Origin of the sequence: Vibrio floridensis (assembly GCF_021852965.1) — a bacterium.
Lineage (GTDB): Bacteria > Pseudomonadota > Gammaproteobacteria > Enterobacterales > Vibrionaceae > Vibrio > Vibrio floridensis.
In genome coordinates this window covers 59260-86159 of record NZ_JAKGCY010000013.1, presented here as the reverse complement: position 1 = coordinate 86159, position 26900 = coordinate 59260, and the positions used below count along the sequence as shown (strand labels likewise).

Genomic DNA, 26900 nt, shown 5'->3' with positions numbered 1-26900 from the left:
TAGGAGAATCAAGATGAACAAAGAGACAAAATTGCAGGTTGAAGCGATTAAAAACGGTACAGTGATCGACCATATCCCAGCGCAAGTGGGCATCAAGGTGTTGAAACTGTTTGATATGCACAACTCATCGCAGCGCGTCACCATTGGTTTAAATTTGCCTTCATCCGCTCTGGGTAACAAAGATTTGCTCAAGATTGAAAACGTGTTTATCAACGAGGAACAAGCAAGCAAGTTGGCCCTTTACGCACCTCACGCCACCGTCAATCAAATTGAAGATTATCAAGTGGTGAAGAAGCTCGCGTTGGAGCTGCCTGAGTTTGTCAGTGATGTGTTTGAATGCCCAAACAGCAACTGCATTACACACAACGAGCCAGTAGCGAGTAACTTCCGTGTGTTTGAGAAAAAAGGTGACGTACGTTTGAAGTGCAAATACTGCGAGAAAGTCTTCTCACGTGAGATCGTCACTGAGCGTTAATCAATATGATCCCCGCCTACCTTGCGGGGATTTTTCCTTTACCAATCATGTCTTTCGCGGCACACTGAACGCTCTTTTGTTTTCCTTTCAATCAAGATGGAATATAACAATGACTAAAGTACTTCACACAGATTCAGCCCCTGCAGCAATTGGCCCATACATCCAAGGCGTAGACCTCGGTAATATGGTACTGACCTCTGGTCAAATCCCAGTAAATCCAGCAACAGGCGAAGTGCCAGCAGACATCGCCGCGCAAGCTCGCCAATCGCTCGACAACGTCAAAGCGGTGGTCGAAGCCTCTGGCCTGACTGTAGGCGACATCGTGAAAATGACGGTATTCGTTAAAGATCTCAACGATTTTGGCACAGTAAATGAAGTGTATGGTAACTTCTTCGACGAGCACAACGTCGCGCACTACCCAGCACGTTCATGTGTGGAAGTAGCTCGTCTACCAAAAGACGTGGGCATCGAAATCGAAGCGATCGCGGTTCGCAAATAATCGCCAATCCAACCGATTTTAAAGGGTGACATCAGGTCACCCTTTTTCATTGCTGCTCGCTACACCAAACGGTTGAGCGTATCACCTCGCCAATAGGCGTTGATGTTTTCCAGCAAAATCTCACACAACTGAGTAATCGCAGAATCACTGCCCCACGCCACATGCGGCGTGAGCAGCAAGTTTGGCAAATGCATATTCGCGAGCAGCGGATTGGTTTCATCGGCAGGCTCTGCGCTAAACACATCTACACCAGCCGCCGCAATGTCGCCCTTTTTCAACGCCTCGACCAAAGCCTGTTCATCAACTAAACCACCACGCCCAGTGTTGATTAAAATCGCATTGCTTTTCATGCAGGTCAACTCTGCCGCGCCGATTAAGTGATGTGTTTGCGCTGACAGTGGGCAATGAAGGGAAATCGCGTCGGCTTGCGCCAACACCTCTTCAAAACGGTGATAGCCCTGACGACAATCGCTTTGCCCTTTTCGCTCAGCAAACAACACCTTCACGCCTAATGCTTGCGCCAATTGCGCCGTCGCTTGCCCTAACGCGCCAGAGCCAATAATGCCCAACGTCGTGCCTGCCACATCGCCAATGGGATGACTAAAAAAGCAAAACTGCTTGTCCTGTTGCCATACACCAGCAGCAATGTCTTGATGATAACCAAACAGGTTACGACGCAGCGCAAACAGCATGGCAATCACGTGTTCAGGCACCGATCGCGTCGCGTAGCCTCGCACATTCGCGACGGCAATGCCTTTTTCCGCGCAAAAATCCACATCGACATTGTTAAATCCGGTTGCAGCGACCGCAATCATCCGTAAGTTCGGCAACTGCGCTAACACAGCTTGGTCGAGCAGCACTTTATTGGTGATGACAATATCAGCCGCTTGCAGACGTTCAATCACCTGTTCTGGCGACGTGAAATCGTATTCAACCCAGCGATGCTCAAACGCCAAGATCGGCAGGGTGATGTGGGCAGGAATGGTGGCGCGATCGAGAAAAACCACAACAGGCAGCGACATAAAAACTCCTTACGCACTGCCAGTGAAAAGAAATCGAAAACGTGAAAGGCGAGAGCCTAGCTCTTGGGCAGCGACTTGTAATCCGGTAATTTACGCGCAGGATCGAAATATGAAAAGATCATCTCTTCGGCATCCGGATAGAAGTCACAAGGAACGAACAAGCTGCGTAGCCAATGGCTCTTAGGATGATAAAAGCTCAGCTCTGCGGCATGCAATTCAAGGCGTTCGGAGAAGGTAAACGCGTCACCTTGGGCGTAAAATTCATCGCCGACAATCGGATGCCCCAATGCTTGCATGTGCACACGCAGCTGGTGCGACCGCCCCGTCACAGGAAGCAAACGCATAATCGTGGTTTGTGCTCCATTGGCATGCACTTCGCGTTTGGCGACTTGGAACTCCGTTTGCGATGGCTTGCCATGCTCGTGACACACCTTCTGCATCGGACGGTTTGGCCAATCACAAATCAGTGGCAAATCAATCATGCCTGAGTCTGCTTCTACATGGCCCCACACTCGTGCGTAGTAAATCTTATGCGTTAAACGGTATTGAAACTGCTTCTTTAATGCTGCTTCTGCGCGCTTGTTCTTGGCAAACACCATCAAGCCTGAGGTCGACATATCTAGGCGATGCACCACTTGGATCTCCGGATACTGCTCTTGCAAGCGGCTCCACATGCTGTCGTGATGCTCTGGCAAGCGCCCCGGAACCGAAAGCAATCCCGAAGGTTTGTTGACCGCCAAAATATGGTCATCTTCGAAAATAATCTCCGTCCAAGGGTCGGTCGGTGGAAGGTACTCAAGCATTGCCATAGCAAAGTCTCACTGCAAAATTAACGGGCATATTGTAATAACAAAACGGCTCCAGTAAAGGAGCCGATGGTCGTTTAACGGATCACTCGGGATCAGTTGTGGCTCACCACAATCAGACGCAGTGAATCCAATTGGAATTGCGCCTTCGCGATGTAACCGTTCAACTCTTTGATTTGCGCGTCAATTGCCTCAATCTCTTCATCACGAATGTTCGGGTTGACCGCTTTCAATGCTTGCAGACGCTCAAGTTCACTATTAAGGCTCTGCTGCATCTCTTGCTGCGCTTGCTGACGAATTGCTTCGACATTTTCCACCACCAACTGGTCACCGGCTTCAATCAAACGATGGATATCGTTTTGCACCGACGAAACCAATTTGCTCGCCAAATGGCGATTCACTGGGCTCAATTGACGGTTAAAGCTTTCAAACTCCACTTGACCAGAGAGATCGTTGCCACGAGCGTCCATCATCAAACGAATTGGCGTGCGAGGTAAGAAGCGGCTAATACCACTGCGTTTCGGCGCTTGCGCGTCCACCGCGTAAATCAACTCTAGCAGCAAAGTGCCAACCGGCAATGCTTTGTTCTTGAGCAGAGAAACGGCACAAGTGCCCACCCCTTCACTCATCAGCAAATCAATGCCGCCTTGGATCATTGGGTGTTCCCAACTGATAAAGTGCATGTCTTCGCGTGACAACGCTGTATCGCGATCGAAGGTAATCGTCGCGCCTTCGTACGGCAAACCTGGGTAGCTCGGCACCATCATGTGCTCCGACGGCGTCACCACGATGGCATTTTCACCTTTGTCATCTTGGTTCAAACCAATGGTGTCAAACAAGCTAAGCGCAAAACTCACTAGGTTGGTATCACCATCTTTGCCGGCAATCTCCGCCACGATTTGCTGCGCTTTCTCACCACCGTTGGAGTGCATTTCCAACAGACGGTCACGCCCTTGCTCAAGATCGGCTTTCAACGCTTGATTCAGTTTGGCCGATTCCGCAATCACGTCATTCAACGCCTCATTGGAACCCGATGCCAACATCTCGATCAGTTGATCAGAGACTTGGTCATAGACAGTGCGGCCTGTTGGGCAAGTTTCAGCAAATGCATTGAGGCCTTCATCAAACCAACGCGCCAAGACTTCTTGCGCGGTTCCTTGCAGGTAAGGCACATGAATATCGATATCGCGTTTTTGACCAATACGGTCCAAACGACCAATACGCTGTTCAAGCAAATCTGGGTTGAATGGCAGGTCAAACATCACCAACTGGTTAGCAAATTGGAAGTTACGACCTTCAGAGCCGATTTCACTACAAATCAGCACCTGTGCGCCGCCCTCTTCTTGCGCGAAGTAAGCTGCGGCTTTGTCGCGCTCAAGGATGGACATACCTTCATGGAAAACGGTGGCACGAATGCCTTCACGCTCACGCAACGCTTGTTCAAGCTGCAATGCCGTGCTGGCACGCGAAGCGATCACTAAAACTTTCTCACTGCGTTGCGCTTTCAGCTTTTCCAGCAACCAGTTTACCCGGCAGTCAAACTGCCACCAGCTCGACTCTTCCCCTTCAAATTCTTGGAAGATCTCTTCTGGGTAGAGGTTTTTCATCGCACGCGCTTCTGGCGCCAACTTGCCACCGATCATGCCCGAAACACGCATCGAGGTGGTGTATTGGGTTGGGATCGGCATCGGCAACAGGTGCACATTACGCACGGGGAAACCTTTGATCGCCGCACGGGTGTTACGGAACAAGACACGCCCTGTGCCGTGGCGGTCCATCAAATTATCAATCAACTCTTGGCGAGCGATCGCTTTGCTCTCTTCGTCAGCATTACTTTCGATGATGCGGAACAGCGGCTCAACGTCCTGCTCAGAAAGCAGTTCGGTAATTTGGTTTTTCGCCTCATCCGCCAGCTTCACGCCGGAGAATAACGCAGTAATCGCATCCGCAACCGGCGCGTATTGCGCTTCTTCTTCAACAAACGCAGCGTAGTCGTAGAAACGGTCTGAATCGAGAAGGCGTAAGCGGGCAAAGTGGCTCTCACGGCCAAGCTGTTCTGGGGTTGCGGTCAGCAGCAACACACCGGGTGTGCGTTCTGCTAAGCCTTCTACCACTTGGTAGCCACGGCTGGGTTTGTCTTGGCTCCACTCAAGGTGGTGCGCTTCATCCACCACCAGCAGATCCCAGTCGGCTTCAAGTGCTTGCTCAAAACGCTTGCGACTTTTACGCAAGAAATCGAGTGAACACAGTACGTACTGCTGGGTATCAAATGGGTTATCTGACTCGGCAAACGCTTCGACACAGCGTTCTTCATCAAAGATAGAGAAATGCAGATTGAAACGACGCATCATCTCCACCAACCACTGGTGTTGCAACGTTTCAGGCACCACAATCAGGATGCGTTCAGCACGGCCAAGCAGCACTTGCTGGTGAATGATCATGCCCGCTTCAATGGTTTTGCCCAAACCCACTTCATCCGCCAGCAACACACGTGGCGCATGACGACGACCCACTTCGTGGGCAATGTAGAGCTGATGAGGGATCAAGCCCGCACGCATACCACAGAGGCCGCGCATTGGACTGCGGTGTTGTTCGTATTGATTTTTGAGTGCGCGGTAACGCAACACAAAGTTGTCCATGCGATCGATTTGACCGGCGTACATTTTGTCTTGCGGTTTATTAAAACGAATTTGGTTGCTCAGGAAGATTTCACGCAGTGCAACACCGGTTTCTTCAGTGTCTTCACGCGTGCCAAGGTAGGTATATAACCCGTTCTCTTCCACCACTTGTTCCACTTTGAGTGACCAACCTTCTTGACACTCAACCACATCACCGACATTAAAAACTACTCGGGTTACCGGCGCATCGTTACTGGCGTAAACTCGGTTCTCTTCTGATGCTGCAAACATCAGTGTCACGGTGCGAGTATCTAACGCCACTACCGTACCTAAACCCAAATCGCTCTCCGTATCGCTGATCCAGCGCTGCCCCAAAGCAAATGCCATGAATAGACTACCTCGTTTTAATTGTGAATCTTAAAAGCTTAGTTCTGCTTTTTGTCACCGCCAAACGGGACAAATTAATTATCAATCGATGAAGAAATCGCCGCAGAAAAAGGCCGCTAATCTTACTTGATGGCGTGATGGAGGTCACGCTCAAACACTCGGAATCTCAATATTTTTTTCAAGCCGTGACGATGAAATCAAAATGTAAACAAAGCGTGTCATTTGTGAGTTCTGGTGTTCCAAAAATGACGTATACTCGAATTAAGCCAGTATGAACGCGTCAGAAAAATAACTCGGTACAGTTCATGCTAGCTTTACAGGGTCAATAGACCGTTATTCAGTCGATTTGGATCAACACGGGTTTGCAGTAAGTCGTCTCGCTACTCGGTTGACATGCCATAAGCGCCCCAATTGGTGCCTCTGTCGGTATATTACGCCGTATGCTCACGACCTCTTCTGCAGGCAAGATGCTAAGCAGGAAGTAAGCTCTTCCGCTTAGTGTACTTTGAGCAAAGCCGGTTTACGGCAAGGAGACGCTATGGGCGATACCGATCGGAAACTGTTTGTACTTGATACCAACATACTGCTGCATGAACCCTTCGCAATTTATTCCTTTAAAGAGCATGACGTCGTCATCCCTATGACGGTGCTTGAAGAACTCGACAGAATCAAAGACAGCAAGCGAGATGTGGCCCGTGATGCGCGCGTGGCCATTCGTGCGTTGGAAGCGCTTTTCAAAGACGCAACGCCTGATGAAATTTCAGAAGGTATTCCTGTTTCGAAAGAGGGTGAAGGCCACGGCACCATTTCTATTCTGGCCGATTTTGAACTGCAAGAAACCGTCAAAGCGTTCGCCGATAAAGCGGGCGACAATCGCATCCTCAACGCCGTGCTCTATCTGCAAAACAAGCGTGCTCCACGCGAAGTGGTGTTGGTCACCAAAGACATCAACATGCGTCTCCGTGCCAAAGGGGCGGGTGTGCGTTTTGTGGAAGATTACCGCACCGACCAATTGATTGATGATATTCAATACCTCACCAAAGGCTACCAAGTGCGAGAAGGTAATTTCTGGAGCCAAGTCGATCAAGTCGAAAGCTACGCCATTGCTGGGCGCACTTTTCATAAGTTGGATCGCGCACCGTTTGATCCGACATTTATCAATCAATACGTGGTGGATGAGGAAGAGAGTGATTTCGTTGGCCGCGTCGAAACCATTGATGATGGCAAACTGACATTACTCGATCTCAGTCGTGATCGCCTGATGCACCGCAAAGCATGGGACATCACACCGAAAAATATCTACCAAGCGATGGCATTGGACGCCTTGCTCGATCCCGATATCGATCTCGTGATCCTCACCGGCGCGGCGGGCAGCGGTAAAACTTTACTGGCACTTGCGGCTGCGCTTGAACAAACCATTGAAAAAGGCATGTTCGATAAGATCATCGTCACGCGAAACACTCCAGACATTGGCGAGTCAATCGGCTTCTTACCGGGCACGGAAGAAGAAAAAATGATGCCTTGGCTGGCGGCGGTTACCGATACCTTAGAAGCGCTGCACAAGCACGATCACTGCACCGAAGGATCGCTGAAGTACATTGTCGACAAAGCCAACATTCAGTTTAAGTCGATCAACTTTATGCGCGGTCGATCGATCCAAAATGCGTTTGTTCTGCTCGATGAGTGTCAAAACCTCACCGCTTCGCAGATCAAAACCATTATTACTCGCTGCGGCGAAGGAACGAAGATCGTCTGTTCCGGCAACCTTGCACAGATCGATTCTCACTACCTCACCCCAGTTACCTCAGGATTAACTTACATGGTTGAGCGCTTTAAAAACTTTGAAGGCAGCGCCAACATTCACCTCAATGGCGTGGTGCGCAGCCGCTTGGCTAAATTTGCCGAGGAGAATTTGTAGTGGAGAAAGAGAGGGGCTAGGAGCTAGGAACTAGGAAATAGGAAATAGGAAATAGGAAATAGGATATAGGAACTAGGAAATAGGAACTAGGAGCCAGGAGCTAAGAGCTAGGAGCTAGGAGCTAGGAGCTAGGAGCTAGGAGCTAGGAGCTAGGAGCTAGGGTACTGAAGAGAGTCGCAATGAGTAAACAAGTTGACTCGCAAAGAAAAAGGGGCGAACACGTCGCCCCTTTGATTTCATAAGATTACTCGGTACCACCCACGGTGATCGAGTCCAGCTTGAGGGTTGGCTGACCAACGCCAACAGGAATGCTCTGCCCGGCTTTACCACACACGCCGACACCGCGATCGATGCTGAGATCGTTACCCACCATCGAGACTTGCTGCATCGCTTCGATCCCCGAGCCGATCAAGGTCGCCCCTTTCACTGGACGGGTGATCTTGCCGTCTTCAATCAAATACGCTTCTGAGGTTGAGAACACAAATTTACCGGAAGTAATGTCCACCTGACCGCCACCAAAGTTCGGCGCGTACAAGCCTTTCTTCACCGTCGAAATGATCTCTTCTGGGGTATGCTGACCTGGCAACATATAGGTATTGGTCATGCGCGGCATCGGTAAATGCGCGTACGATTCACGGCGGCCATTACCCGTTGGGTTAACCCCCATCAAACGCGCGTTGAGCTTATCTTGCATGTAACCTTTCAACACACCATTTTCGATCAGCGTGTTGTACTGGCCATTCACCCCTTCGTCATCGACGTTGAGCGAACCACGTAAATCTTTCAAGGTGCCATCATCAACAATGGTACACAACGAAGAAGTCACTTGCTGACCCACTTTGCCAGAGAAGACCGAAGATCCTTTACGGTTGAAGTCGCCTTCCAAACCATGACCGACCGCTTCATGCAGCAGAACGCCCGGCCAACCAGAACCGAGAACCACTGGCATACTGCCCGCAGGCGCGGCATCGGCTTCCAAGTTAACCAACGCCATGCGAATTGCTTCATCGGCAAAATGGAACGCGCGCTGTGCTCCATTTTCATCGCCAAGGAAAAAATCATAGCCAAAACGGCCACCACCGCCCGCACTGCCACGCTCACGTCGCTCACCTTTTTCCGCCAATACGCTGATTGAAAGACGAACCAAAGGACGAATATCTCCCGCGTACGTACCATCGGTCGCGGCCACCAGCATTTGCTCGTGCACACCACTGAGACTAATCGATACCTCTTTAATCAGCGGCTCTTTAGTACGGATATAAGCATCCAGTGATTTAAGCAGTTCAGTCTTTTGCTGTTTCTCCCAGACGGCCAGCGGATTAATCGCAGCATAGTAACTCTGGTTATCGCTGCATTTAAACGCTTGAACTTGAGCATTTTTCCCTTGCTGAGCAATACCACGCGCGGCAATGGCACTTTGTTTCAATCCTTCCAATTGGATTTGGTCAGAGTAGGCGAAACCGGTTTTTTCACCCGTTACAGCGCGCACGCCGACACCACAATCGATGTTAAACGAGCCGTCTTTAATAATGCTGTCTTCTAGTACCAGTGACTCATGCCAACTGGATTGAAAATAGATATCGGCATAGTCAATTTGGCGCGTTGCAATACTGCCTAACGTGGCGGCAATATCGTCTGCCGTCAGACCCCCAGGTGCTAATAGCGCTTCTTCAATCTGATTTATGCTCATAAGCTTGGCTCTGCCTTGTTATCTTATCTTTCGTTATCTAATAATGGGGTAAAGCGACTGTGTTGCGCCACTGGCATTTTGCCACGAATCGACTCGCAAGCACTTAAGTCGATATCCGCAATCAGAAGATCGCCCTGTTGCGGTAATTGTGCGACCACTTTTCCCCAAGGATCAATCACCATCGAGTGACCCCATGTTTCTCGTTGTGCTGAGTGATGTCCACCTTGCCCAGCTGCGAGCACCCACGATTGTGTTTCTATCGCTCTAGCACGCAGCAATACTTCCCAATGCGCCAGCCCAGTGACCGCCGTAAAGGCAGCTGGAACTAAGAGGATCTCTGCACCTCGTTGACGCAACTGCTGGTACAACGCAGGAAAACGCAGATCATAACAGATACTGAGTCCTAAACACCCTACAGAGCTCTCGACTAAGCAAACTTGGTTACCCGCTTTGAAACTGTCAGATTCTCGGTAGCGACCATGACCATCGGCCACATCAACATCAAACATATGTAGCTTGCTGTACTCTCCGATCCTGACGCCATCGGGGCCAAACACCACTAAAGTCGTGGTGACCGATTCACCATCACGAATCGGCATACTGCCGACTACTAAGGTAAGCCCAAGTCGTTTGGCAAGGTTACTCATCGCGTGTTGCAACGGCCCCTCACCTAAACGCTCTGCATGGCGGTGATAATCATCACGTCCACCAAACACCAAGGCATTTTCTGGCGTAACAACCAACTCTGCACCCTGTCGCGAGGCTTGCTCCGCCCAATGTTCAATATAGGCCACATTCTCATCAGGGTTGGCCGAGGATGTCATTTGAATAATGGCGATCCTTTCCATCATTCGCTCCTTATTCTTGCGCTTCTTTACGCAGTTTTTCCGGTAACTCGAACTCACCGCGACTACGCGAAATTTCACTGACCGTTGGCGAGTCAAGCGGCCCTTTAACCGAATAGTTAACTTGGGTAAACACTTCCACAACCGGCGAAATCACGGTGGAAATCGCCAACACGTAGAGTGCCGTTTGTGGCGCAACCGCAAACGCCGTCAACATCGGGATGCCAGAGGTGATATCTGGAGTAAACTGCACTTCCGCGTCTACCGTTCGAGTCACCATGTTGGCAAGCCCGCGAATTTTCATCGCACCCGCTAAGGCATCCATCTCAATATCATTGGTCACAAACACGCCATCTTGGATCTTGCCCGTGCCTTTAATCGAGTTAAACGCCATGCCTTTGTCGAACACATCGGTAAAATCGAGCTGCATTTTACGAATGATGGAATCGAGACTAAATAGTCCCAACAAACGAGCCGCGCCGCTCACGTCAGTAATGATGCCTTTGCCAAATTCGGTTTGCACATCACCATCAAGCGTGTTTACCCGCATCGACCAAGGCGCCCCATCCCAAGTCACTTGTGAGGTAATTTCAAACGGCGCTTTTTGGATCCCTGACGTGATACCAAAACGCTCCATCAAGTCACTGTTGTTGTCACTCTTAATTTTTAGGTTCATCTTCGACTGGCTAGTTTCTCTGTCCAGCTTCCAACTCCCATTAACATCGACGCGGTTTGAACCACTGACCAGCGAAATATTTTTCCACACCAAAGCTTTACCTTGGCGTTGCAAATCGATGTTCACATGACCCACTTTGTAACCCTGAAGCCAAAAATCATCGATGTTCAAGGTGAGATTTGGCATCAGCTGATGAAAATCGCGATCAAACTGACTGATCAATGGCGCTTCAGCGCTTTCGGCAGTTAACAAAGACTCACCTTGCGCTTTCTTCTCATCCAAACCCGGGACATAGAGATGCAAGCGCTCTAATGATACCGCTAAGTCGTAAGGTTCAAGGTAGTTAGCCTGTCCTACGGCTTCTTGGCTTTTAAGGTTGAACTGCCAATTGAGATTTTTCTTCCGTGCCGAGAAATCCACATCATGAAACTCGATACCGGCCAACACCAAGGTTGGCGTTTCCACTTTGACACGCGTTGGAAGCGGAACCTCTGGTGTATTCATTTGCGCCAGAGTCGACTTTTCCGCAACTTTTGGCGCGCTCAAAACCGAGAGCCATTGGTCAAGATCGAAATAATCAGTGCGAATTAAAGCATGATGCCCCACCACCGGACTGATTTTAAACCCACCACTACCCAGCACGAGATTGGTTGCACTCAACACTGGCACTTTACCCGTAATATCAATTTCTGTTTGATACTTGGCATTGGGCATTTGCAGACGTGCCGTGATCGACTCTTGATTTCCTGACGCTTGCATACGCGCCTGCCACGCTTCACCAACACGCTTATCAAGGGGGTAAGGGTACTGGCTGGCAATGTCGTTTAACTTAGCGTTCAGATCGACTTGATAGGTGAAACCGACATCATTCAACTGCAGATCGATATCCATACTCCAAGGGGCATGTCCCGATAAGCGACCAAGCCATTGCTCGCCCACATAAGGAACCAAAGGTTTCACATCCCAATCCGCCAGAGTATTGATCACCACGTTATAACCGTTTGCCGCGCTTTCCCCAGCAAAATCGATGGCAATCGGCTGTTTTAACAGGCGAGCAGAGAGTCCAGAGGCTTTCACCACATCATTATCGAACTCAATTCGTCCTGTCACTTTTTCCAGCCTCATCGGCGGCGCATCAATGTCAACTCGGTTGCCCTTTAACTCCGCATATCCCCACGCTCGCGGCTCTTTGTCACTGGTAAACGGAATATTGAGCTGAAACTCTGACTTCACTGGCCCACGAACTTGCAAAGCCGTTAACGCGGCGCCAACTGAATCCACCAATGGCGTCGCGGTCATGTAGTCACGCACGGCATTGCCCGCAGCCGTCGCCTTAGCTTCGATTTCGATGTGCCCCCCTTCTGCCAATTCGGGGATTCGCCCTGTAATTCGGCTCGCTTTGACGTCTTTTAAGGTGGCGGACTTGGAATCCAAATACATAGCATCGTTTTGGAACAAAAGATCCAACTGCAAATCGGTAATCGGAGGCCAAGCGGTATCAAAGCTGAACTTACCTTGTTTTAAACCTACCCACGCTTGGAACATGCCATCATTTTTTCCATAAGGAAATTGCGCTAATTCGCCATACCACAGCAGCTTTGCTGTGTTGACTTTACCACCTTGAATGGCCGTCGAAAGGTAATCGGTCAGTTCTTGTCCGAGCGCCAAGGTTGGCAGATAGCGCCACGTTTCCCCTACGTTGTAAGCATCAGCTTCGGCATAGAAAGACAAAAATGGGCTCTTATCTTTCGGGAAATCGAGACGAAACGCCCCCAGCACCTGCAGATCGGGCGTCGCTGCGGTGATTTTATCAGACCACAATCGCCAGCCATTTTGATCGTTCTGCCAAACAATATCCACCAGCCCTTGCTTGATGTTAAGCGGGGCCTGAAACACCTCTCCATAAGGAAACTCATCATCAATCACAGAAATAGAGGCTTTCGCTTGATTGAGACTACCAAAGAGTGAACCCGACACATGATGAAAACCCGGTAGCAACTCCCACTGCTGCATGGCTAAGGCATCAATGTCTGCTGAATAACGTAATGTCCCTAGGTCGCTACCAGACATCGCAACACGAATATCTTCAATCACACCATTCGGGCGCAGTTGCTGCAGCACATCACTTGTTTGATTCGATTCCGGAAGCAATTTGACCAACGGCATCAATGCCTCGAGACTTAACTGGGAAAGATTCAACTTCCAACCCTGTGGTTGCCAATCAAAAGCCACATCCAGTTCAGGCCAATCCATGTCATCGGTGCGCAACGTCAGTGAATGCCCACTGACTTTCCAACCTTCGGCATCAGGGGAGAGTTTTAAAACGCCCGATTCCAATGTTAGCTCATGACGCCCATTTTCCGTCCAAATGAGCTCAGATGGTAAAAGCTCCACAAAGGCGTAACGAGGTTGTGAGTGCTGTAAGGTCAACCAAGACTTTAGGCTGATTTTTCCTGACTCGATGCCAGTCTCTTTCTTCACATAGCGAGTGAGCCATTGTCTGACGGCAATTTCTTCTGCATTGACGTAAAATTCGCCACTCACATCCAAAAGTGAGCCATGGTCAACAAAGTTAGCGCTCACTAACAGCGCATTAAGATTGGTGCCCGCGACACTCACCACCCCTTCCGCTAAATGATGAGCACCTTGATTACGCCAACGTAAACGATCGATATCAAGGCGGCGATTTTCTCCCGAAACGGACTGATACCATATCTTCGATTGAGTAATAGAGAACTCGTCCAACTGACGCAGCAACAAGTTATCGAGTTGCTTAATCAGGTTCGAGGATTCTTGCGATTCAGAAGCGGTTTCGCGAGTCGGAGGCCCTTCAGTAGAGACCCATTCAATGGCGCGGACATCCAAAGCCAGGCCGCGCATGTCGAGATTGGCAACGACCGGTTGCAGACGAAAAATAGATTCTAGTAAATCAAATTCAATCTGAACTTCATCCACCGAAATATTGATTTTTTTATCCCCAGGCAAATACGCTTCAAAGCCCTGCAAAGCGACAGAAGGATGGCTATTTCGCCATGATCCCGCCACGCTAGAGATAGAGACATCCAACCCGGTGCCTTGCTTGACCCAGGTTTTGATTTCATTTTGAAAATGGTTCATCTGCGGCAACGCAATGCGTAGCCCAGTGACCAAGATGGCGAGCAATAATAACAGGGTCACTAACAACCACAGCACCGCCCGCCAAAATAGGGTAAAACCAGAAATCACAAACTATCCATTACATCATCACGACATCAAACTGCTCTTGAATGTAAAGATGCTCAGCTTGAATACGCACTTGCTTACCAATAAAAACTTCCAACTCTGCCAAAGCATGTGATTCATCGCCATGCAACGCATCTGCCACCGCTGGCGAAGCATACACAACAAACTTATCCGCATCGTAAGCTCGGTTGACTCGGGTGATTTCACGCAGAATTTCATAGCACACGGTTTCCACCGTTTTGACGCTACCACGCCCTTCACACGTTGGACAACTCGAGCAGAGAATGTGTTCAATGCTTTCGCGGGTGCGTTTACGCGTCATCTCCACTAGCCCCAGCTGAGTAAAGCCGTTGATGTTGGTTTTCACACGATCTTTGCTCAGCGCATTGTCCAATGAAGTGAGTACACGCTTACGGTGCTCATCTGACGACATATCAATAAAGTCGATAATGATGATACCGCCTAAGTTGCGTAAACGTAGCTGACGAGCAATCGCTTGAGTGGCTTCAATATTGGTATTGAAGATGGTTTCTTCCAAGTTACGACGACCAACGAATGCGCCGGTATTAATGTCCACCGTGGTCATCGCTTCGGTTTGATCAATGATCAGGTAACCGCCCGATTTGAGTTCCACTTTGCGCTCTAACGAACGTTGAATTTCATTCTCGGTGTCGTACATATCGAAAATTGGTTTGTCTCCTTCATAGAGTTCCAATTTTGCCGTTAGCTCAGGTACATACTCAGAGGTAAACTCTTTCAGATTTTCAAACTCTTGACGAGAGTCGACCAAAATCTTATCCAGCTCAGTCCCAACGAAATCACGAAGAATACGCTGCGCTAATCCCAATTCACCGTACAAGGTTGAACGCGTTTTGTACTTAGCCCTGCGCTCCATCACTTTAAGCCATAAACGTTTTAAAAACGCGGCATCTTGAGAGAGCTCCTTCGCATCAGCCCCTTCCGCGGCAGTGCGAATAATAAAACCACCGTGCTCGTCACAGTAATGAGAAACGATCTTCTTGAGGCGTTCACGCTCCGATTCACTTTCAATTCGTTGCGAAACCCCGACATGGCTCGCGCCCGGCATGAAAACGAGATATCGAGAAGGCAGTGTAATGTCGGTCGTCAGGCGCGCACCTTTGGTGCCCAGTGGATCTTTAACCACTTGCACTACAATGTCTTGGCCTTGGCGGACTAATTCTGAAATATCGCGAACTTGAAACTGCTGTTTCTCGTTTTCTGCAACACATTCTGTGTGAGGAACAATATCGGATGCATGGAGGAAGGCGGCTTTATCCAAACCAATATCCACAAAAGCAGCCTGCATACCTGGCAGTACTCGGCTCACTTTGCCTTTGTAAATATTTCCGACAATACCACGACGGGCTTCACGTTCAATATGGACTTCTTGTAAGACTCCACCTTCTATCATGGCCACACGAGTTTCACTCGGGGTCACGTTCAGCAGCAACTCTGCACTCATGTGCACACCTCAATCTTTAAAATTATATAAATTCGTGCAGCAGTTGGTCTGTTTCATACAAAGGGAGTCCTACGACAGCAAAATAGCTGCCCTCAATACGGGTAACAAAACGTCCACCCAAACCTTGAATTCCATAACTGCCAGCTTTATCGCATGGCTCGCCTGACTGCCAATATAGTTCGATTTCTTTATCAGTCAGCTCTTTGAACCACACATCCGTCGTAACGACGATAGAACGTTGTTTTTCTGCACTGACCACCGTCACTGCGGTCATCACTTGGTGACGACGGTTAGAAAGCTGCTTCAGCATTCGCTGTGCATCGGCAAAATTGTTCGGCTTTTCCAGTACATGCTCATCGCACACAACAACAGTGTCAGAACCAACAACAACGGCTTCTGCCGTTGTTAGTTGCAAACCTGCTTGTGCTTTTTGTTGAGAAAGGCGCAGCACATATTGTTGCGCAGATTCATGCTGCGCTTTGCACTCTTCAATATCAGGCAACACGACATCAAATACAAAACCGAGTTGGCCGAGCAACTCTTTCCGCCTCGGTGAACCTGAGGCCAAGACTAGCTTGTACATCGTTTACCTTACATGCCAGTGACGACGGACACGTCGTAACAGTAAAAACACCCATGGCCAAAGTATACAGTTAATTACCGCGGTCCATAGCGATAATGGGTTGAATACTACGTCCTGGATCAAATATTCACCACAGAAAATAAACACTTCAAGCAGTGCGCTCAAGAAGGCAATCAATAAGGCCTGCTGCCAAAGCGCCATATTTCGGATGACCAGAAAATTGAGGGCAACCAAATAGATGACGATGGACATCATCATACCTCGAATACCTAGTGTTGAGCCGATCAAGAGATCCCACAACAGGCCCACCACCAACGCGCTGCCCACGTTGACTCGATGAGGCAAAGCCAGCACCCAATAGCAAGTGACCAACAATAGCCAAGCCGGACGGAAAAGATCTAACGCCCCCGGCCAAGGAATGGTTTGTAGCACCAGAGCAATAAAAAAGCTTACCCCGATGACAATCTTGCTACGCAATACGCTATTCGCCATCCTTCACCTCTTGCGTCGCCTCTTCTTCTACGTTGGCATTCAGCACTTTATGTTGTCTATCTTCGTTTGGCCATACCAGTAAGAGGTAACGTAAGCGATCAAACTCCACTACGGGTTTGGCTTTAATCGCGGCAAACTCGCGTCGGGTATCGTGCTCTACCGAAGTAACATAGGCAACAGGATACCCTTCTGGGTAAACGCCACCCAAGCCAGAAGTCACCAGCAGATCATCGACCTGAATATCGGTACTGGTTGGGATATGCTCTAACTGGATCTCATCAATGCTGCCATTGCCAGAGGCGATCACACGAATATCATTGCGCACCACTTGCACTGGAATCGCGTTTTTCGCATCACTCAATAGTAATACTCGGCTATTGTGCGCCGCGACGAAGGTAATCTGGCCCACAATGCCTTTCTCATTGAGCACCGGTTGGCCAATGTAGACACCGTCAATGCCACCTTTATCGATCACGACTTGATGACGATAAGGTGAGGTGTCGACCGCCATCACTTCGGCAACCATTTTCTTTTCATCACGCACAAACGAAGAGCCAAGGAGCTTGCGCAGGCGCTGGTTTTCTTCTTTGTACTGTTCCAGTAGCAGCAGATCGCTTCTCAGCCTCAATACTTCTCGCTTGAGATTTTGGTTCCCCTCGAGCAGAGACTGACGGGTACTAAAACGCTCATAGACGCCATCAAACATGCTGCGTGGTAAATTAGCAGTATATTGAATCGGGGCGACTAAGCTATTGAGGAAATATCGAACACCAGAGAAAGCATCTAAGCGACCATCAGCCAGCATAAGGCTGGCTGATGCTATGACAGCAAAAAAAAGACGCAACTGTAGAGAAGGGCCTCTACCAAAAATTGGCTTCATTTTGTTTTAGAACCTTAGGTTTGAAGGCTAAGTGATCACTCACTTAGCCATCACCATTATTCTTCAGAGAATAGATCGCCACCATGCATGTCGATCATTTCAAGTGCTTTACCGCCGCCACGAGCCACACACGTTAGTGGATCTTCTGCGATCACCACAGGAATGCCGGTTTCTTCGGTCAGTAGACGGTCAAGATCTTTCAGTAGTGCGCCACCACCAGTGAGTACCATGCCATTCTCTGAGATATCAGAAGCCAGCTCTGGCGGACACTGTTCTAGCGCAACCATCACTGCTGAGACAATGCCTGATAGCGGCTCTTGCAACGCTTCTAGAATCTCATTCGAGTTGAGCGTAAAGCTACGTGGCACACCTTCAGCAAGGTTACGACCACGAACTTCAATCTCATGTACTTCATCACCTGGGTAAGCAGAACCAATTTCATGCTTGATTTTCTCTGCCGTCGCTTCACCAATTAAGCTGCCGTAGTTACGACGCACGTAGTTGATGATCGCTTCATCGAAACGGTCACCGCCGATACGCACAGAAGAAGAATAAACGACACCGTTTAGCGAGATGACCGCCACTTCTGTGGTACCACCACCAATGTCGACCACCATCGAACCGGTTGGTTCTGACACGCGTAGGCCAGCACCGATTGCTGCTGCCATTGGTTCATCAATCAGAAAGACTTCACGAGCACCAGCGCCTAGCGCAGATTCTCGAATTGCGCGACGCTCAACTTGCGTTGAACCGCAAGGCACACACACTAGAACACGTGGGCTTGGCTTGAGAATGCTGTTGTCGTGCACTTGCTTAATAAAGTGCTGAAGCATTTTTTCAGTCACGTTGAAATCGGCGATCACACCATCTTTCATTGGACGAATAGCCGAAATATTACCTGGAGTACGACCAAGCATTTGTTTTGCTGCGTGACCAACAGCGGCGACGCTTTTCGCTGAACCTGCACGATCCTGACGGATTGCAACCACTGAAGGCTCATCAAGCACAATGCCTTGGCCTTTCACATAAATAAGAGTATTGGCGGTACCTAAATCGATCGATAGGTCGTTGGAAAACATGCCACGAAGTTTTTTAAACATATTCTTCGCTCATCCTGCAAGAAAATAGAAGATAAAAATTGTCCTAAATGTACCAACGCCTTGCTGTGACAGCAAGGCATTGGAGTATAAACATGGGCTCAAAGCCCCAATTTCTGACAGATTCCTTACTTAGCGCAAAAAATCCACACTGTTTATTGGCCCGTTAAGCCAGATTCACCTTTGTAAATAACCCGGTCGTTGCCACGGTTAATCCCGAAAGTAACGACTGCGGAAGGATCTTCATCACCTTTGTTGCGCCAATTGAAGCGTAACCAAGGGCGAGCACCCACTCCATTACATTGAATATTGTTGTCGTTAATATCATCAACCTTTTGTAAGGCGGTGTCACTGACACGTAACCAAAAACGCACTTGTTCACGTATTTCATTATTGATGTCGGTTGGCGATTGTTGCGCAAAAAGTTGCTCAGCACTGCCTGCCGCGACTGTCCCGCTGCCACTCAGCGAAGCATTGCTGGTGGTTTGCGCTGTACTGTGCCAAATCACCTGACGACAGAACTGACTGCCATCGAAATCACTACCAGAATCGTCTCCATTGGTGACAAACTGGTTGCCATCCCAGTACTCAACCCTCAATGGTACGTTAATCTTGTTACCAGTATAGCCACCCACGTCCTGCAAGCGCATGCGTCCATAGCGGAAGACTGGCTGATTGATGAATGCTTTGCCCGACTTGACGATGGCACCACTGTCATGCACTTCCAACTCTTTGCTTTCGAAATCAACGCCATCCACCACTGTACTGCTCCACAAGCCAAAGCCTTGCGTAAAGGGCCCATCAGGCTCTGAGGTGTAAGGCGCAGATGAAGTGGCTTTTTTTACAAACGCAAAGTCAGGTAAAGTAACGTTTAAGCCACCTAAAGACCAAGCAGGTTGCTGCCAAATTAACGTCGAGTAATCTTTCACGCGATCATCGATTTCATTGTGCGCGTTATCAACATTGAAATAAGAGACGGTCGAGACATACGCTGAATCGAACAAGCCATAATTCTGCGTCACTTGATCTAATGCATTTTGTGCCTCAACACGAAATGCATGTTCAATGGGTTGGTTCATGTACGCGAATGCCGAATGTCCGGTGGCATACGTCCAACTATTGCTCGCTAATACCAATTTCTCAGGCACAAAACGGCCAATATTACGATAGCCCAAGTTAATATCCCTTTGCAGATAATCGGCCTGTGCATCTGCCGTCACTTTCAAGCTACCCACTTCGTCCCAATAGAGCTGAGTAAAATCATAGTACTGAAGTGAGCCACTGCCTATTCCACTGCTGTGCATTTTGCTCAACCCTCCATCACTTTGCAGTAACACGCTACTGTTTCCGCCAAGTGGTGAGTGCAACGAGCTGCTTATTACGACCGTGGCGCTCGGAGCATTGTTGGCGAAAAAATTCTGGGTAATGGCAGCATTACAGAATGAACTGGTTTCTACATCTCCTGATACAGCACCACCGCTCTGCCAAACAATCGGTTTGACGTGAAGATTAAAGCGCTCAGAAGCCACTTTAAATTTAGTCCCAGAGGATGAAGTGCCATTCATGGGCAACGCTGGATTTTCACCGCTACAGATGGCAAACGTCCACGGACGGGAATAGACATGGAACTGGCCTTTGAGACTCCCTGAACCTTCTATTGGACACCCTTGCACGCCCGTGCAATCAAAGTTCCCATCCTCCAGTTGTACCCTCACCACACCAGAATCACTAAAGGTTAAATCAGTATTACTGACACCTGCGGCAAATATTGGTGTGTAATCCAGTACCCCTACACCGGGGTTGGGTTGTTCAAGAGTAGAGGTAGGTTTGATTGTACCGTTATAGCCAATATCGACGACTTCTCCAGCATTGCAAGCTAAGACTTTCGCGTTGACAGGTTGGGGTTTAGCCGCAATCACATATTGATCGTCTATGGCAAACTTAAAGGGAACAAACTGATATTGCCCTGTTACCGTTGTATTAGCCTGGTCACCATTAATGTAGGCTTCAACCGAAACGGTTTTCGTTTGCGTTGCACTTAGGGCGAGTGTTTGTGATAAAACGCCATTGGTGGGTTCTAATTGCTGGTCAACACCATCGATACGCACCGTTACTGAACCAGTGAAATCAGTGGCTAAAACACCATTGTTAAGCACACGTACCGTTGGAGTTAGGATTTCGCAGGTCAACCCTATATCACTACTTGGCGCAAGTTCTAGGGTGTAATTGTCTTGAGGAGAAGTATCACAAGAACTGGGAATTTGGCCATTTAAGATATTCGTCCATCCACTCATTCGAAGACTGTAAGCCGTAACACCGCCATACAGTTTATTGTTATCCCCAGAGATATCGAATCCACCTTTATTAGTGGCCAAATGATCGACATACCAATATCCATAAAATTCAAGGTTATCTCCACCTATCTCTACGAAAGCATTTTGACCATGTCCAATCAGTAACAAATGATTTGGATCGCCCCCTTGGTTTACTCTAATATTATTTTTTTGTAGCAGAATAGATTTGTAATGAATCTCAACAGGCCCATTAATAATAATTTGCCCTCCGTCATCGCTAAAGTTCAGCTGATTGAAATAATACACACCACCATTAAGCACCAAGGTCGCATCTTTACTTATGTTGATATTATTATAAACACCAGCATTTAATGGCTGACATGAACTAGAACTGCAGCTAACATTGGATTTTCCGCTTGTATCATACGAATTAAGATTGATAGGAAAATTATCATAAACTAATGCCCTATCAACCAAACAAGAACGTTGACCATTAGGATAAACACATTGAGCAATATCCGCAGTATTAAAGGCGAATGAAAGAGCCAAATCGTTCTCTGGTATCACTGCAATATTGCCAGCACCGTTGGTAAACTCTAGCCCACCGTCGTATAGAGCTCCATTGTAATAGGCATTCGACTGCGCTACAGATGGAACATAAGGACAAATATCCAACGAAAAATCGTGCTCTAATTCAAAAGCAAAAAAACCTACCTTTTCTTTCTCACCGTGTCGACGGCTGCCCTTGTCCTCATCAAATACAAAACTAAAGCTATCCGTCTTACTTAAATCACACAACCTAAGCCAACCACCATCTCCACCGTTTCGCGTTTGTTTGTTGACGATAACACCATATTTATCTAATGAATCTGAAAAATTAAGGTAATTATTACTACATGACCATTGCAAGTACTCTTCAGTATTGCTGCCATTAGATTGCCCATATAATCCCGAAGGCAAAGCTATTTCATATTTTTGCCCCTCCGTTGTTAAACCCGTTTGTGGGACTGCCGCAAAATATCCCACTTTCTGTGGCGAGGAGGGTTTAATGGCTTGCTGGCCTATCTCTAAAGCCACATCAAAATCCCGAAAAGTCACATTTCTAACTGTCGTTGTGGCCCAGAGATTGGATTGATGTGAACTTTGCAGTTGAGTAAGTACTAAAGGTGTTCCGGAAGCAAAGTTGGCTGAAAAATCGGCATCGAACCAACTTTCTCCTGCGTCTGCCCCTTTGGCTTGATAATCAGTGATGTTATAACTACCCACCTGCGCACGAAAACTATTTCCTAAGCGCGAGTCTAATGTGACATACCCCGGCTCTGCGACAAGATAATAAATGGGTTGCATAGCAGTAGGATTATTGCTGACTGATGCGGGCATTCTCTGCACGATGGAGGCGCCATCAAGTCCGGTAGCTTTCACAAACACAGAAGATGGCTCGTCATTTGATAAGCCACTCCCATCAATTGATGGCATCAATATAACAATGGGGGTTGTTCTATATTCTTTTATAAAATTAATAGAGCATCCACTGTAGCAATCACTTTGTTTTATTTCTCCAAATTCAAAGCGTGCATCATCGAAAAATGAAGGCGGTACGATAGGAGGAGAGATCACAGGTTGACAATCTGTATCTGTAATCAGAATAGAATCGGACTCTGATGGTTCAAGTTCACCATTAGTAAAACTTTTATTACTTTGCTGTTTGCGTTCCCAGCTACCTAACAAAGGCGTCAATTGCCTTAAATAGTATTGACTCACCCCTGACGTTTGGTCCTGTGTGATAATTACTTCATACTTGTGACCAGTTACGAGCGATTTTTCTTGGAAAATATGCTCTGTGGCTGGAGCAGTTGTCGCCTTCGTATACCAAATGACTTCCTTAGGCTGATTGCCGTTTTTCATCATTTGGACATATTGATTGCCATCTGTTGCAATTACTTCAAAACTCACGGTAAAGCTTTTATGCCCTAAACAACTTGCGGCAACACTGAACTGACTAAAAAATATCAGAATCAATCCAAAACAACGAAGCATCACTTTGATTTTTGTCATTCCTTCACCCACACTTCTTGCCGACGTTCAACTTCCACTATACCGCTACCACAAACCGCGATCGCTTCCACCCGATAGAAAGTTTCGCCTTGTAACTGTCCTATCGACTGGCAAGTCATTTGTGGAGGACGACAAGGGCTATTGACGCTGACACTTGGCGTGTCACCTTGAATGGTAGCGCACGCGCTTGATACCGAGGCTGAAACGCCAAGCGGATAGAGCTGCGTTAGTGCCCATTCATTGGCGGAATGCGCCATTAACCATGCCTGTGTGCCCAACTGTTCTCGGGTTAAGTTGTCGCTGTTAGACCAATTAATCCGTGTCAATGACGAGGCGAGAAAGCCCATCACCACAATGACGAAGATGGTGACCACCAGCATGTTTCCTTGTTGCTTACGTCGATTAGGGAACATTGAGCACCTGTACATCTTGTTGGTAATGACTGGTTTCACCATTTTGCGTAAACGTCAGTTTGATATGCACTAGCCCACCCCGCTGCAGAGTCGGTTCCAGATATTGAAACGTGGCAGCTGAAACATTGTCGGCCACTTGCACACCATTTCGTGTAATTCTATCGCCATTAAAACAGTAGCGAACTGCATCATCTTCAGAGCGGTTCCAAAAGACGTAGTGACGATGATTAATCGACTCACTCGTTAATTGATTCGCTTGACCAGTTAACTCGAAATAACCGGCACTATTATCAAGATTGCTGACATTAAAAGAGCTGTTTTTGAGATCATCTTCACGGCTAGGATTAATCACCAAACTAAGTCCGCTGGATAATGGGGTGGTGACGTTATCATTACCAATCAAAAAACGAATATCGTTTCCTTCCACCGCATAAAAACCCGAATACACAATTGGATAAAAAGACAAGCAGTCGCCATTGTTGCTGAAACTGTTTGGCACAGCATGGCGAAACTCGCGTGAAATTTTCTCTAGGACAAATTGCGCTTGGGTCTGAATGCGCTGCCTGTCTACAGAATCCGCATAGCCTTTGGTTCCCAACTCAACAAAACCCGCAATGCCAAGCACCAGAATACTACCGACAATTAACGTCAGCACCATTTCCACTAGGGTAAAACCACGAGATTTCATCAATAGTTCCCCTTATAAGCCACAAGAGGATATGGGCCATATTGCCCGGCATAGATCTGCATTTCGATACGTTTTAATGTGCTGATCGAACCATCATCAAGACCATCCATGTCTGCATCGTAGAAGACATTCACTTCCACTCGGAAATTGGGGTACTCACTATCAATGGTGCTGCCAAACACATCGGCGAGTGATTTCTGAATGGCGCCAATTGGGCACTGAGATTGGGTGTTGGCGGTGTACCAACAGCCGATATAATCATCGACATCATTATACTCTGCAACCTTGATCTCTTCGGCACCCAAGCTACCCGCGGCGGTACAAGAGGATCCATTCTCACCACAGCGAGAACCTCCCCCATCAAAATTACTATTGTGATCAAAGCCTCGAGCCAAAATCTGGCTCATAAAGCCTTGCCCTAAGGCAATGGCGCGCGTTTGGTAGTGAGGGGCGGCAGAGTTTTTGACATTGGGGAACAACAAGCTCGTGAGAGTGACCATGGCAACCGCGATCAGCACCATGGCAACGATGCTTTCTATCAGAGTCATGCCTAGGTGTTTTTTCATCAGCAGCTCCCGCCACTGACGTAGCCTTGGCTATTAATACAAACCGATGCACTTTCCCCGGAAGCGGAAAAGGTAATAGTGACACTATTAAGAGCAGAACCGTCCGTTTGCAATGGATTACCACGCAAATCGAAGCGGATTGGAGAGATTGTCGAGGAGACGGAAACACCTTCAAGTCGCATCACATCGCTGCGAGATTGCGCAGCTTGAGGCGTGGTGGCAACATCACAACCTGCGCTGGAGCCTAAACAGCCACCGCTGGCGGTAAGTTCAAAACTCAAGTTGTAAGTGCCCGTGGTATTGGATTGCATGCGATAGACTTGCAGCTGGCGAATGATCGAAATCGCCTGCTCTTGCGCCGCATACGCAGAAAAACTGCCCGTGCCAATATAGCGACTGGCAGCATATGCGGAGACGATACTGATCAACACGATCACAACGATTAGTTCGATCATAGTAAAGCCCCTGAAGTTCTTGTTCCACGGAGCTACAAGCATGCTAAGTCTCTACCCTTAATATCGACAAAAAGAGCCAGTCATTTCACTGGCTCCTTGGTTAATACTAGCGCAGATTAACACTTATCGGACGTGACAAGTGTTGATGGTGCCGCAGAGACTGCCGTGCCAGAGGCCTCAGTATAAGATACATAGCACTCTGTAGCGGCAATGTCTGCTGCACTTAAGTTGTCCTTCTTAAAGGTCATTAGAATGCTAGAGCCAGATACGGCACTTGACCAGTCGCCATTAAAACCGACTACCGCTGCGCCAATACCACCCGATGTCGCCTTTGGGTAACCATAAATAGTAGCAATACCATCTACAGAAGTTTCGACTTCCTTAGTTTCAAGACCGAGAATAGCCGCACGACCATATACGATACCCGCAGCGCCATCTACTGCCCCTTTTAGACCTTGTAGCGATGCTTTTCTTGCATCGTTTTGCAGATTTAGAAAACGCGGAGCCGCAGTTACTGCCAAAATACCGAGAATTACAATCACCACCACTAACTCAATCAGGGTGAAACCGCCTTGTCTTTTCATAGTCTTCTCTCTCTATGTTTCAATCGTGCAGGGTTACTGCAAAGTTACGGTCACACGACCATTTTTCGCTTCATATTCAAACTGATGCTTAGTATTGCCGTCAAGTTGAATATACGTACATTTGGCATTTGCTGAGTCAGCAGATGCTGAATATTTGAAGCCACTAGCACTTGTGGTGTTCGAACCTGCAATGCCAACCTTCGGTGGGTTTTGCAACAAGTTCTCCATTAAGTCTACACACATTTGACTCGTTAGCTCAGGAGGATAACTGGAAAAGCCGCCTGCTAAGCCCCACGGATAGCCATCACGGAAACCAGTATCTGTATTAGCGTCATCTTTTGAACGCGTCAGCCAAAAGTCGACGCCATCATAGTTTACGGTGTTTTGCTCTTGGCTACTGATGCTTCGTGAAGGACGCGCTTCCGCTTCCCACTGGGCACGCGCAGACAACACGCCAGTCGCATACCCACCCGCAACGCCTTCAATACTGGCTTTTTTGGCTGCATCGGTCACATCCAAAAATCGAGGAAGCGCGGCAACCGCCAATAAACCAACGACGACGATCACCACCACCAGTTCAACCAAAGAAAAACCATCTTGCTTTTGTTTCATACACAACCTTTTACTTATAGGTTTTGGGTATTATACCCATCTTTGCATTTCAAAATAGAACAACACGTCAAAAAACATTACTCTGTCATCTTTTCGACACTAATTTTCAAAACCTTACGTTGTTGAGTTACCACAACCAACAAATTAGCCTGATAATTAAATCGACACTGATAAGCACCATTTATCTCTTGTTCATCAATACTGAGTAACTGAGACTCCAGAATTCGACGCTCAGGAAAGTGCAAATCAAGCCAGTTCTGGCATTGAAACTGACCATGTTCATCTTTTAGTGGTACCCATCCGTAAGCCGACATGGGAATCCGCTGTCCGTCCATTTCTAATCGTTTCGGTTTTCCCTGCAAGAGCCATTCCTGTTTATAGAGGTTTGCTCTTTCCAGCATGCGTTTAACCGACACTTCCGAGGCGGCTTTTGACGCTTCGTTTTCTACCGGCTGCCAAATCTGCGCAAACACCGCAAACAGTGTGACGACCAACAGCAGCCAAAACACTAAACTTGCACGATTTGTCTCTCGCCCCATC

22 protein-coding genes are annotated in these 26900 nt (G+C 48.0%); 3 read left to right on the top strand and 19 right to left on the bottom strand.

Annotated elements, in window-relative coordinates; genetic code table 11:
* Nucleotides 1–13: 13 nt before the first annotated feature.
* Together pyrI and LZU85_RS16860 are read left to right on the top strand one after the other, a co-directional pair.
* Nucleotides 14–475, top strand: coding sequence for an aspartate carbamoyltransferase regulatory subunit (gene pyrI, locus LZU85_RS16865; RefSeq protein ID WP_011151230.1), 462 nt, complete (start codon nt 14–16; stop codon nt 473–475).
* Nucleotides 476–584: 109 nt separating this feature from the next.
* Nucleotides 585–974, top strand: coding sequence for a RidA family protein (locus tag LZU85_RS16860; protein WP_011079420.1), 390 nt, complete (start codon nt 585–587; stop codon nt 972–974).
* Between the two features lie 59 nt (nt 975–1033).
* Here LZU85_RS16860 and LZU85_RS16855 read toward each other — a convergent pair whose 3' ends face one another.
* The 3 genes from LZU85_RS16855 to rapA form a co-directional block, all read right to left on the bottom strand.
* Nucleotides 1034–1996 carry a D-2-hydroxyacid dehydrogenase gene (locus LZU85_RS16855; protein ID WP_237287866.1) on the bottom strand — a complete coding sequence of 321 codons (963 nt, stop codon included), beginning with the start codon at nt 1994–1996 and terminating at the stop codon, nt 1034–1036.
* Between the two features lie 56 nt (nt 1997–2052).
* Nucleotides 2053–2805: a bifunctional tRNA pseudouridine(32) synthase/23S rRNA pseudouridine(746) synthase RluA gene (gene rluA, locus LZU85_RS16850; protein ID WP_013571073.1), complete on the bottom strand. Its 753-nt coding sequence runs from the start codon at nt 2803–2805 to the stop codon at nt 2053–2055.
* Nucleotides 2806–2897: 92 nt separating this feature from the next.
* Nucleotides 2898–5807, bottom strand: coding sequence for an RNA polymerase-associated protein RapA (gene rapA / locus LZU85_RS16845; protein WP_237287863.1), 2910 nt, complete (start codon nt 5805–5807; stop codon nt 2898–2900).
* A gap of 538 nt (nt 5808–6345) precedes the next feature.
* Between rapA and LZU85_RS16840 the strand changes: the two genes are divergently transcribed.
* Nucleotides 6346–7725, top strand: coding sequence for a PhoH family protein (locus tag LZU85_RS16840; protein WP_237287862.1), 1380 nt, complete (start codon nt 6346–6348; stop codon nt 7723–7725).
* A 244-nt stretch (nt 7726–7969) separates the two neighbouring features.
* Here LZU85_RS16840 and tldD read toward each other — a convergent pair whose 3' ends face one another.
* From tldD to LZU85_RS16760, 16 genes are all read right to left on the bottom strand, one after another.
* Nucleotides 7970–9415 carry a metalloprotease TldD gene (gene tldD, locus LZU85_RS16835; protein ID WP_176298983.1) on the bottom strand — a complete coding sequence of 482 codons (1446 nt, stop codon included), beginning with the start codon at nt 9413–9415 and terminating at the stop codon, nt 7970–7972.
* Nucleotides 9416–9438: 23 nt separating this feature from the next.
* Complete coding sequence (locus LZU85_RS16830; protein WP_176298982.1) at nt 9439–10263, bottom strand: carbon-nitrogen hydrolase family protein; 825 nt, start codon at nt 10261–10263, stop codon at nt 9439–9441.
* A gap of 10 nt (nt 10264–10273) precedes the next feature.
* The gene (locus tag LZU85_RS16825; RefSeq protein WP_237287860.1) at nt 10274–14161 is read right to left on the bottom strand and encodes a YhdP family protein; all 3888 of its coding nucleotides are present in this window, start codon (nt 14159–14161) and stop codon (nt 10274–10276) included.
* A gap of 10 nt (nt 14162–14171) precedes the next feature.
* Nucleotides 14172–15641, bottom strand: coding sequence for a ribonuclease G (gene rng / locus LZU85_RS16820; protein ID WP_176298980.1), 1470 nt, complete (start codon nt 15639–15641; stop codon nt 14172–14174).
* A gap of 22 nt (nt 15642–15663) precedes the next feature.
* On the bottom strand, nt 15664–16224 hold the full coding sequence (locus LZU85_RS16815) for a Maf family protein (RefSeq protein ID WP_237287858.1): 561 nt from the start codon (nt 16222–16224) through the stop codon (nt 15664–15666).
* Nucleotides 16225–16227: 3 nt separating this feature from the next.
* A complete protein-coding gene (mreD, locus tag LZU85_RS16810) occupies nt 16228–16716 on the bottom strand; it encodes a rod shape-determining protein MreD (protein ID WP_176298978.1) in 489 nt (162 codons plus the stop codon).
* Complete coding sequence (gene mreC, locus LZU85_RS16805) at nt 16706–17596, bottom strand: rod shape-determining protein MreC (protein ID WP_176298977.1); 891 nt, start codon at nt 17594–17596, stop codon at nt 16706–16708. The genes mreD and mreC overlap by 11 nt, the downstream gene beginning before the upstream one ends.
* A gap of 56 nt (nt 17597–17652) precedes the next feature.
* Complete coding sequence (locus LZU85_RS16800) at nt 17653–18696, bottom strand: rod shape-determining protein (protein ID WP_011151240.1); 1044 nt, start codon at nt 18694–18696, stop codon at nt 17653–17655.
* Nucleotides 18697–18848: 152 nt separating this feature from the next.
* Nucleotides 18849–23042, bottom strand: a complete 4194-nt coding sequence (locus LZU85_RS16795) for a DUF6701 domain-containing protein (RefSeq protein ID WP_237287857.1) — start codon at nt 23040–23042, stop codon at nt 18849–18851.
* Nucleotides 23039–23455: an MSHA biogenesis protein MshP gene (locus tag LZU85_RS16790; protein ID WP_237287855.1), complete on the bottom strand. Its 417-nt coding sequence runs from the start codon at nt 23453–23455 to the stop codon at nt 23039–23041. The genes LZU85_RS16795 and LZU85_RS16790 overlap by 4 nt, the downstream gene beginning before the upstream one ends.
* A complete protein-coding gene (locus LZU85_RS16785) occupies nt 23445–24143 on the bottom strand; it encodes a PilW family protein (RefSeq protein ID WP_237287853.1) in 699 nt (232 codons plus the stop codon). Before LZU85_RS16785 ends, LZU85_RS16790 begins: the two co-directional genes overlap by 11 nt.
* A complete protein-coding gene (locus tag LZU85_RS16780) occupies nt 24143–24709 on the bottom strand; it encodes a type IV pilus modification PilV family protein (RefSeq protein WP_237287851.1) in 567 nt (188 codons plus the stop codon). The genes LZU85_RS16785 and LZU85_RS16780 overlap by 1 nt, the downstream gene beginning before the upstream one ends.
* A complete protein-coding gene (locus tag LZU85_RS16775) occupies nt 24709–25206 on the bottom strand; it encodes a prepilin-type N-terminal cleavage/methylation domain-containing protein (RefSeq protein WP_206625947.1) in 498 nt (165 codons plus the stop codon). Before LZU85_RS16775 ends, LZU85_RS16780 begins: the two co-directional genes overlap by 1 nt.
* A gap of 74 nt (nt 25207–25280) precedes the next feature.
* On the bottom strand, nt 25281–25748 hold the full coding sequence (locus tag LZU85_RS16770; RefSeq protein ID WP_206625948.1) for a prepilin-type N-terminal cleavage/methylation domain-containing protein: 468 nt from the start codon (nt 25746–25748) through the stop codon (nt 25281–25283).
* A gap of 33 nt (nt 25749–25781) precedes the next feature.
* On the bottom strand, nt 25782–26360 hold the full coding sequence (locus LZU85_RS16765; protein WP_206625949.1) for a prepilin-type N-terminal cleavage/methylation domain-containing protein: 579 nt from the start codon (nt 26358–26360) through the stop codon (nt 25782–25784).
* Nucleotides 26361–26437: 77 nt separating this feature from the next.
* The gene (locus tag LZU85_RS16760) at nt 26438–26899 is read right to left on the bottom strand and encodes an MSHA biogenesis protein MshF (protein WP_206625950.1); all 462 of its coding nucleotides are present in this window, start codon (nt 26897–26899) and stop codon (nt 26438–26440) included.
* Between the last annotated feature and the right edge of the window lies 1 nt (nt 26900).

Bases quoted from the DNA above. Each gene is read 5' to 3' on its own strand.
- pyrI (WP_011151230.1), top strand. From the start codon at position 14: ATGAACAAAGAGACAAAATTGCAGGTTGAAGCGATTAAAAACGGTACA.
- LZU85_RS16860 (WP_011079420.1), top strand. From the start codon at position 585: ATGACTAAAGTACTTCACACAGATTCAGCCCCTGCAGCAATTGGCCCA.
- LZU85_RS16855 (WP_237287866.1), bottom strand. From the start codon at position 1,996: ATGTCGCTGCCTGTTGTGGTTTTTCTCGATCGCGCCACCATTCCTGCC.
- rluA (WP_013571073.1), bottom strand. From the start codon at position 2,805: ATGGCAATGCTTGAGTACCTTCCACCGACCGACCCTTGGACGGAGATT.
- rapA (WP_237287863.1), bottom strand. From the start codon at position 5,807: ATGGCATTTGCTTTGGGGCAGCGCTGGATCAGCGATACGGAGAGCGAT.
- LZU85_RS16840 (WP_237287862.1), top strand. From the start codon at position 6,346: ATGGGCGATACCGATCGGAAACTGTTTGTACTTGATACCAACATACTG.
- tldD (WP_176298983.1), bottom strand. From the start codon at position 9,415: ATGAGCATAAATCAGATTGAAGAAGCGCTATTAGCACCTGGGGGTCTG.
- LZU85_RS16830 (WP_176298982.1), bottom strand. From the start codon at position 10,263: ATGGAAAGGATCGCCATTATTCAAATGACATCCTCGGCCAACCCTGAT.
- rng (WP_176298980.1), bottom strand. From the start codon at position 15,641: ATGAGTGCAGAGTTGCTGCTGAACGTGACCCCGAGTGAAACTCGTGTG.
- LZU85_RS16815 (WP_237287858.1), bottom strand. From the start codon at position 16,224: ATGTACAAGCTAGTCTTGGCCTCAGGTTCACCGAGGCGGAAAGAGTTG.
- mreD (WP_176298978.1), bottom strand. From the start codon at position 16,716: ATGGCGAATAGCGTATTGCGTAGCAAGATTGTCATCGGGGTAAGCTTT.
- mreC (WP_176298977.1), bottom strand. From the start codon at position 17,596: ATGAAGCCAATTTTTGGTAGAGGCCCTTCTCTACAGTTGCGTCTTTTT.
- LZU85_RS16800 (WP_011151240.1), bottom strand. From the start codon at position 18,696: ATGTTTAAAAAACTTCGTGGCATGTTTTCCAACGACCTATCGATCGAT.
- LZU85_RS16795 (WP_237287857.1), bottom strand. From the start codon at position 23,042: ATGACAAAAATCAAAGTGATGCTTCGTTGTTTTGGATTGATTCTGATA.
- LZU85_RS16790 (WP_237287855.1), bottom strand. From the start codon at position 23,455: ATGTTCCCTAATCGACGTAAGCAACAAGGAAACATGCTGGTGGTCACC.
- LZU85_RS16785 (WP_237287853.1), bottom strand. From the start codon at position 24,143: ATGAAATCTCGTGGTTTTACCCTAGTGGAAATGGTGCTGACGTTAATT.
- LZU85_RS16780 (WP_237287851.1), bottom strand. From the start codon at position 24,709: ATGAAAAAACACCTAGGCATGACTCTGATAGAAAGCATCGTTGCCATG.
- LZU85_RS16775 (WP_206625947.1), bottom strand. From the start codon at position 25,206: ATGCTTGTAGCTCCGTGGAACAAGAACTTCAGGGGCTTTACTATGATC.
- LZU85_RS16770 (WP_206625948.1), bottom strand. From the start codon at position 25,748: ATGAAAAGACAAGGCGGTTTCACCCTGATTGAGTTAGTGGTGGTGATT.
- LZU85_RS16765 (WP_206625949.1), bottom strand. From the start codon at position 26,360: ATGAAACAAAAGCAAGATGGTTTTTCTTTGGTTGAACTGGTGGTGGTG.
- LZU85_RS16760 (WP_206625950.1), bottom strand. From the start codon at position 26,899: ATGGGGCGAGAGACAAATCGTGCAAGTTTAGTGTTTTGGCTGCTGTTG.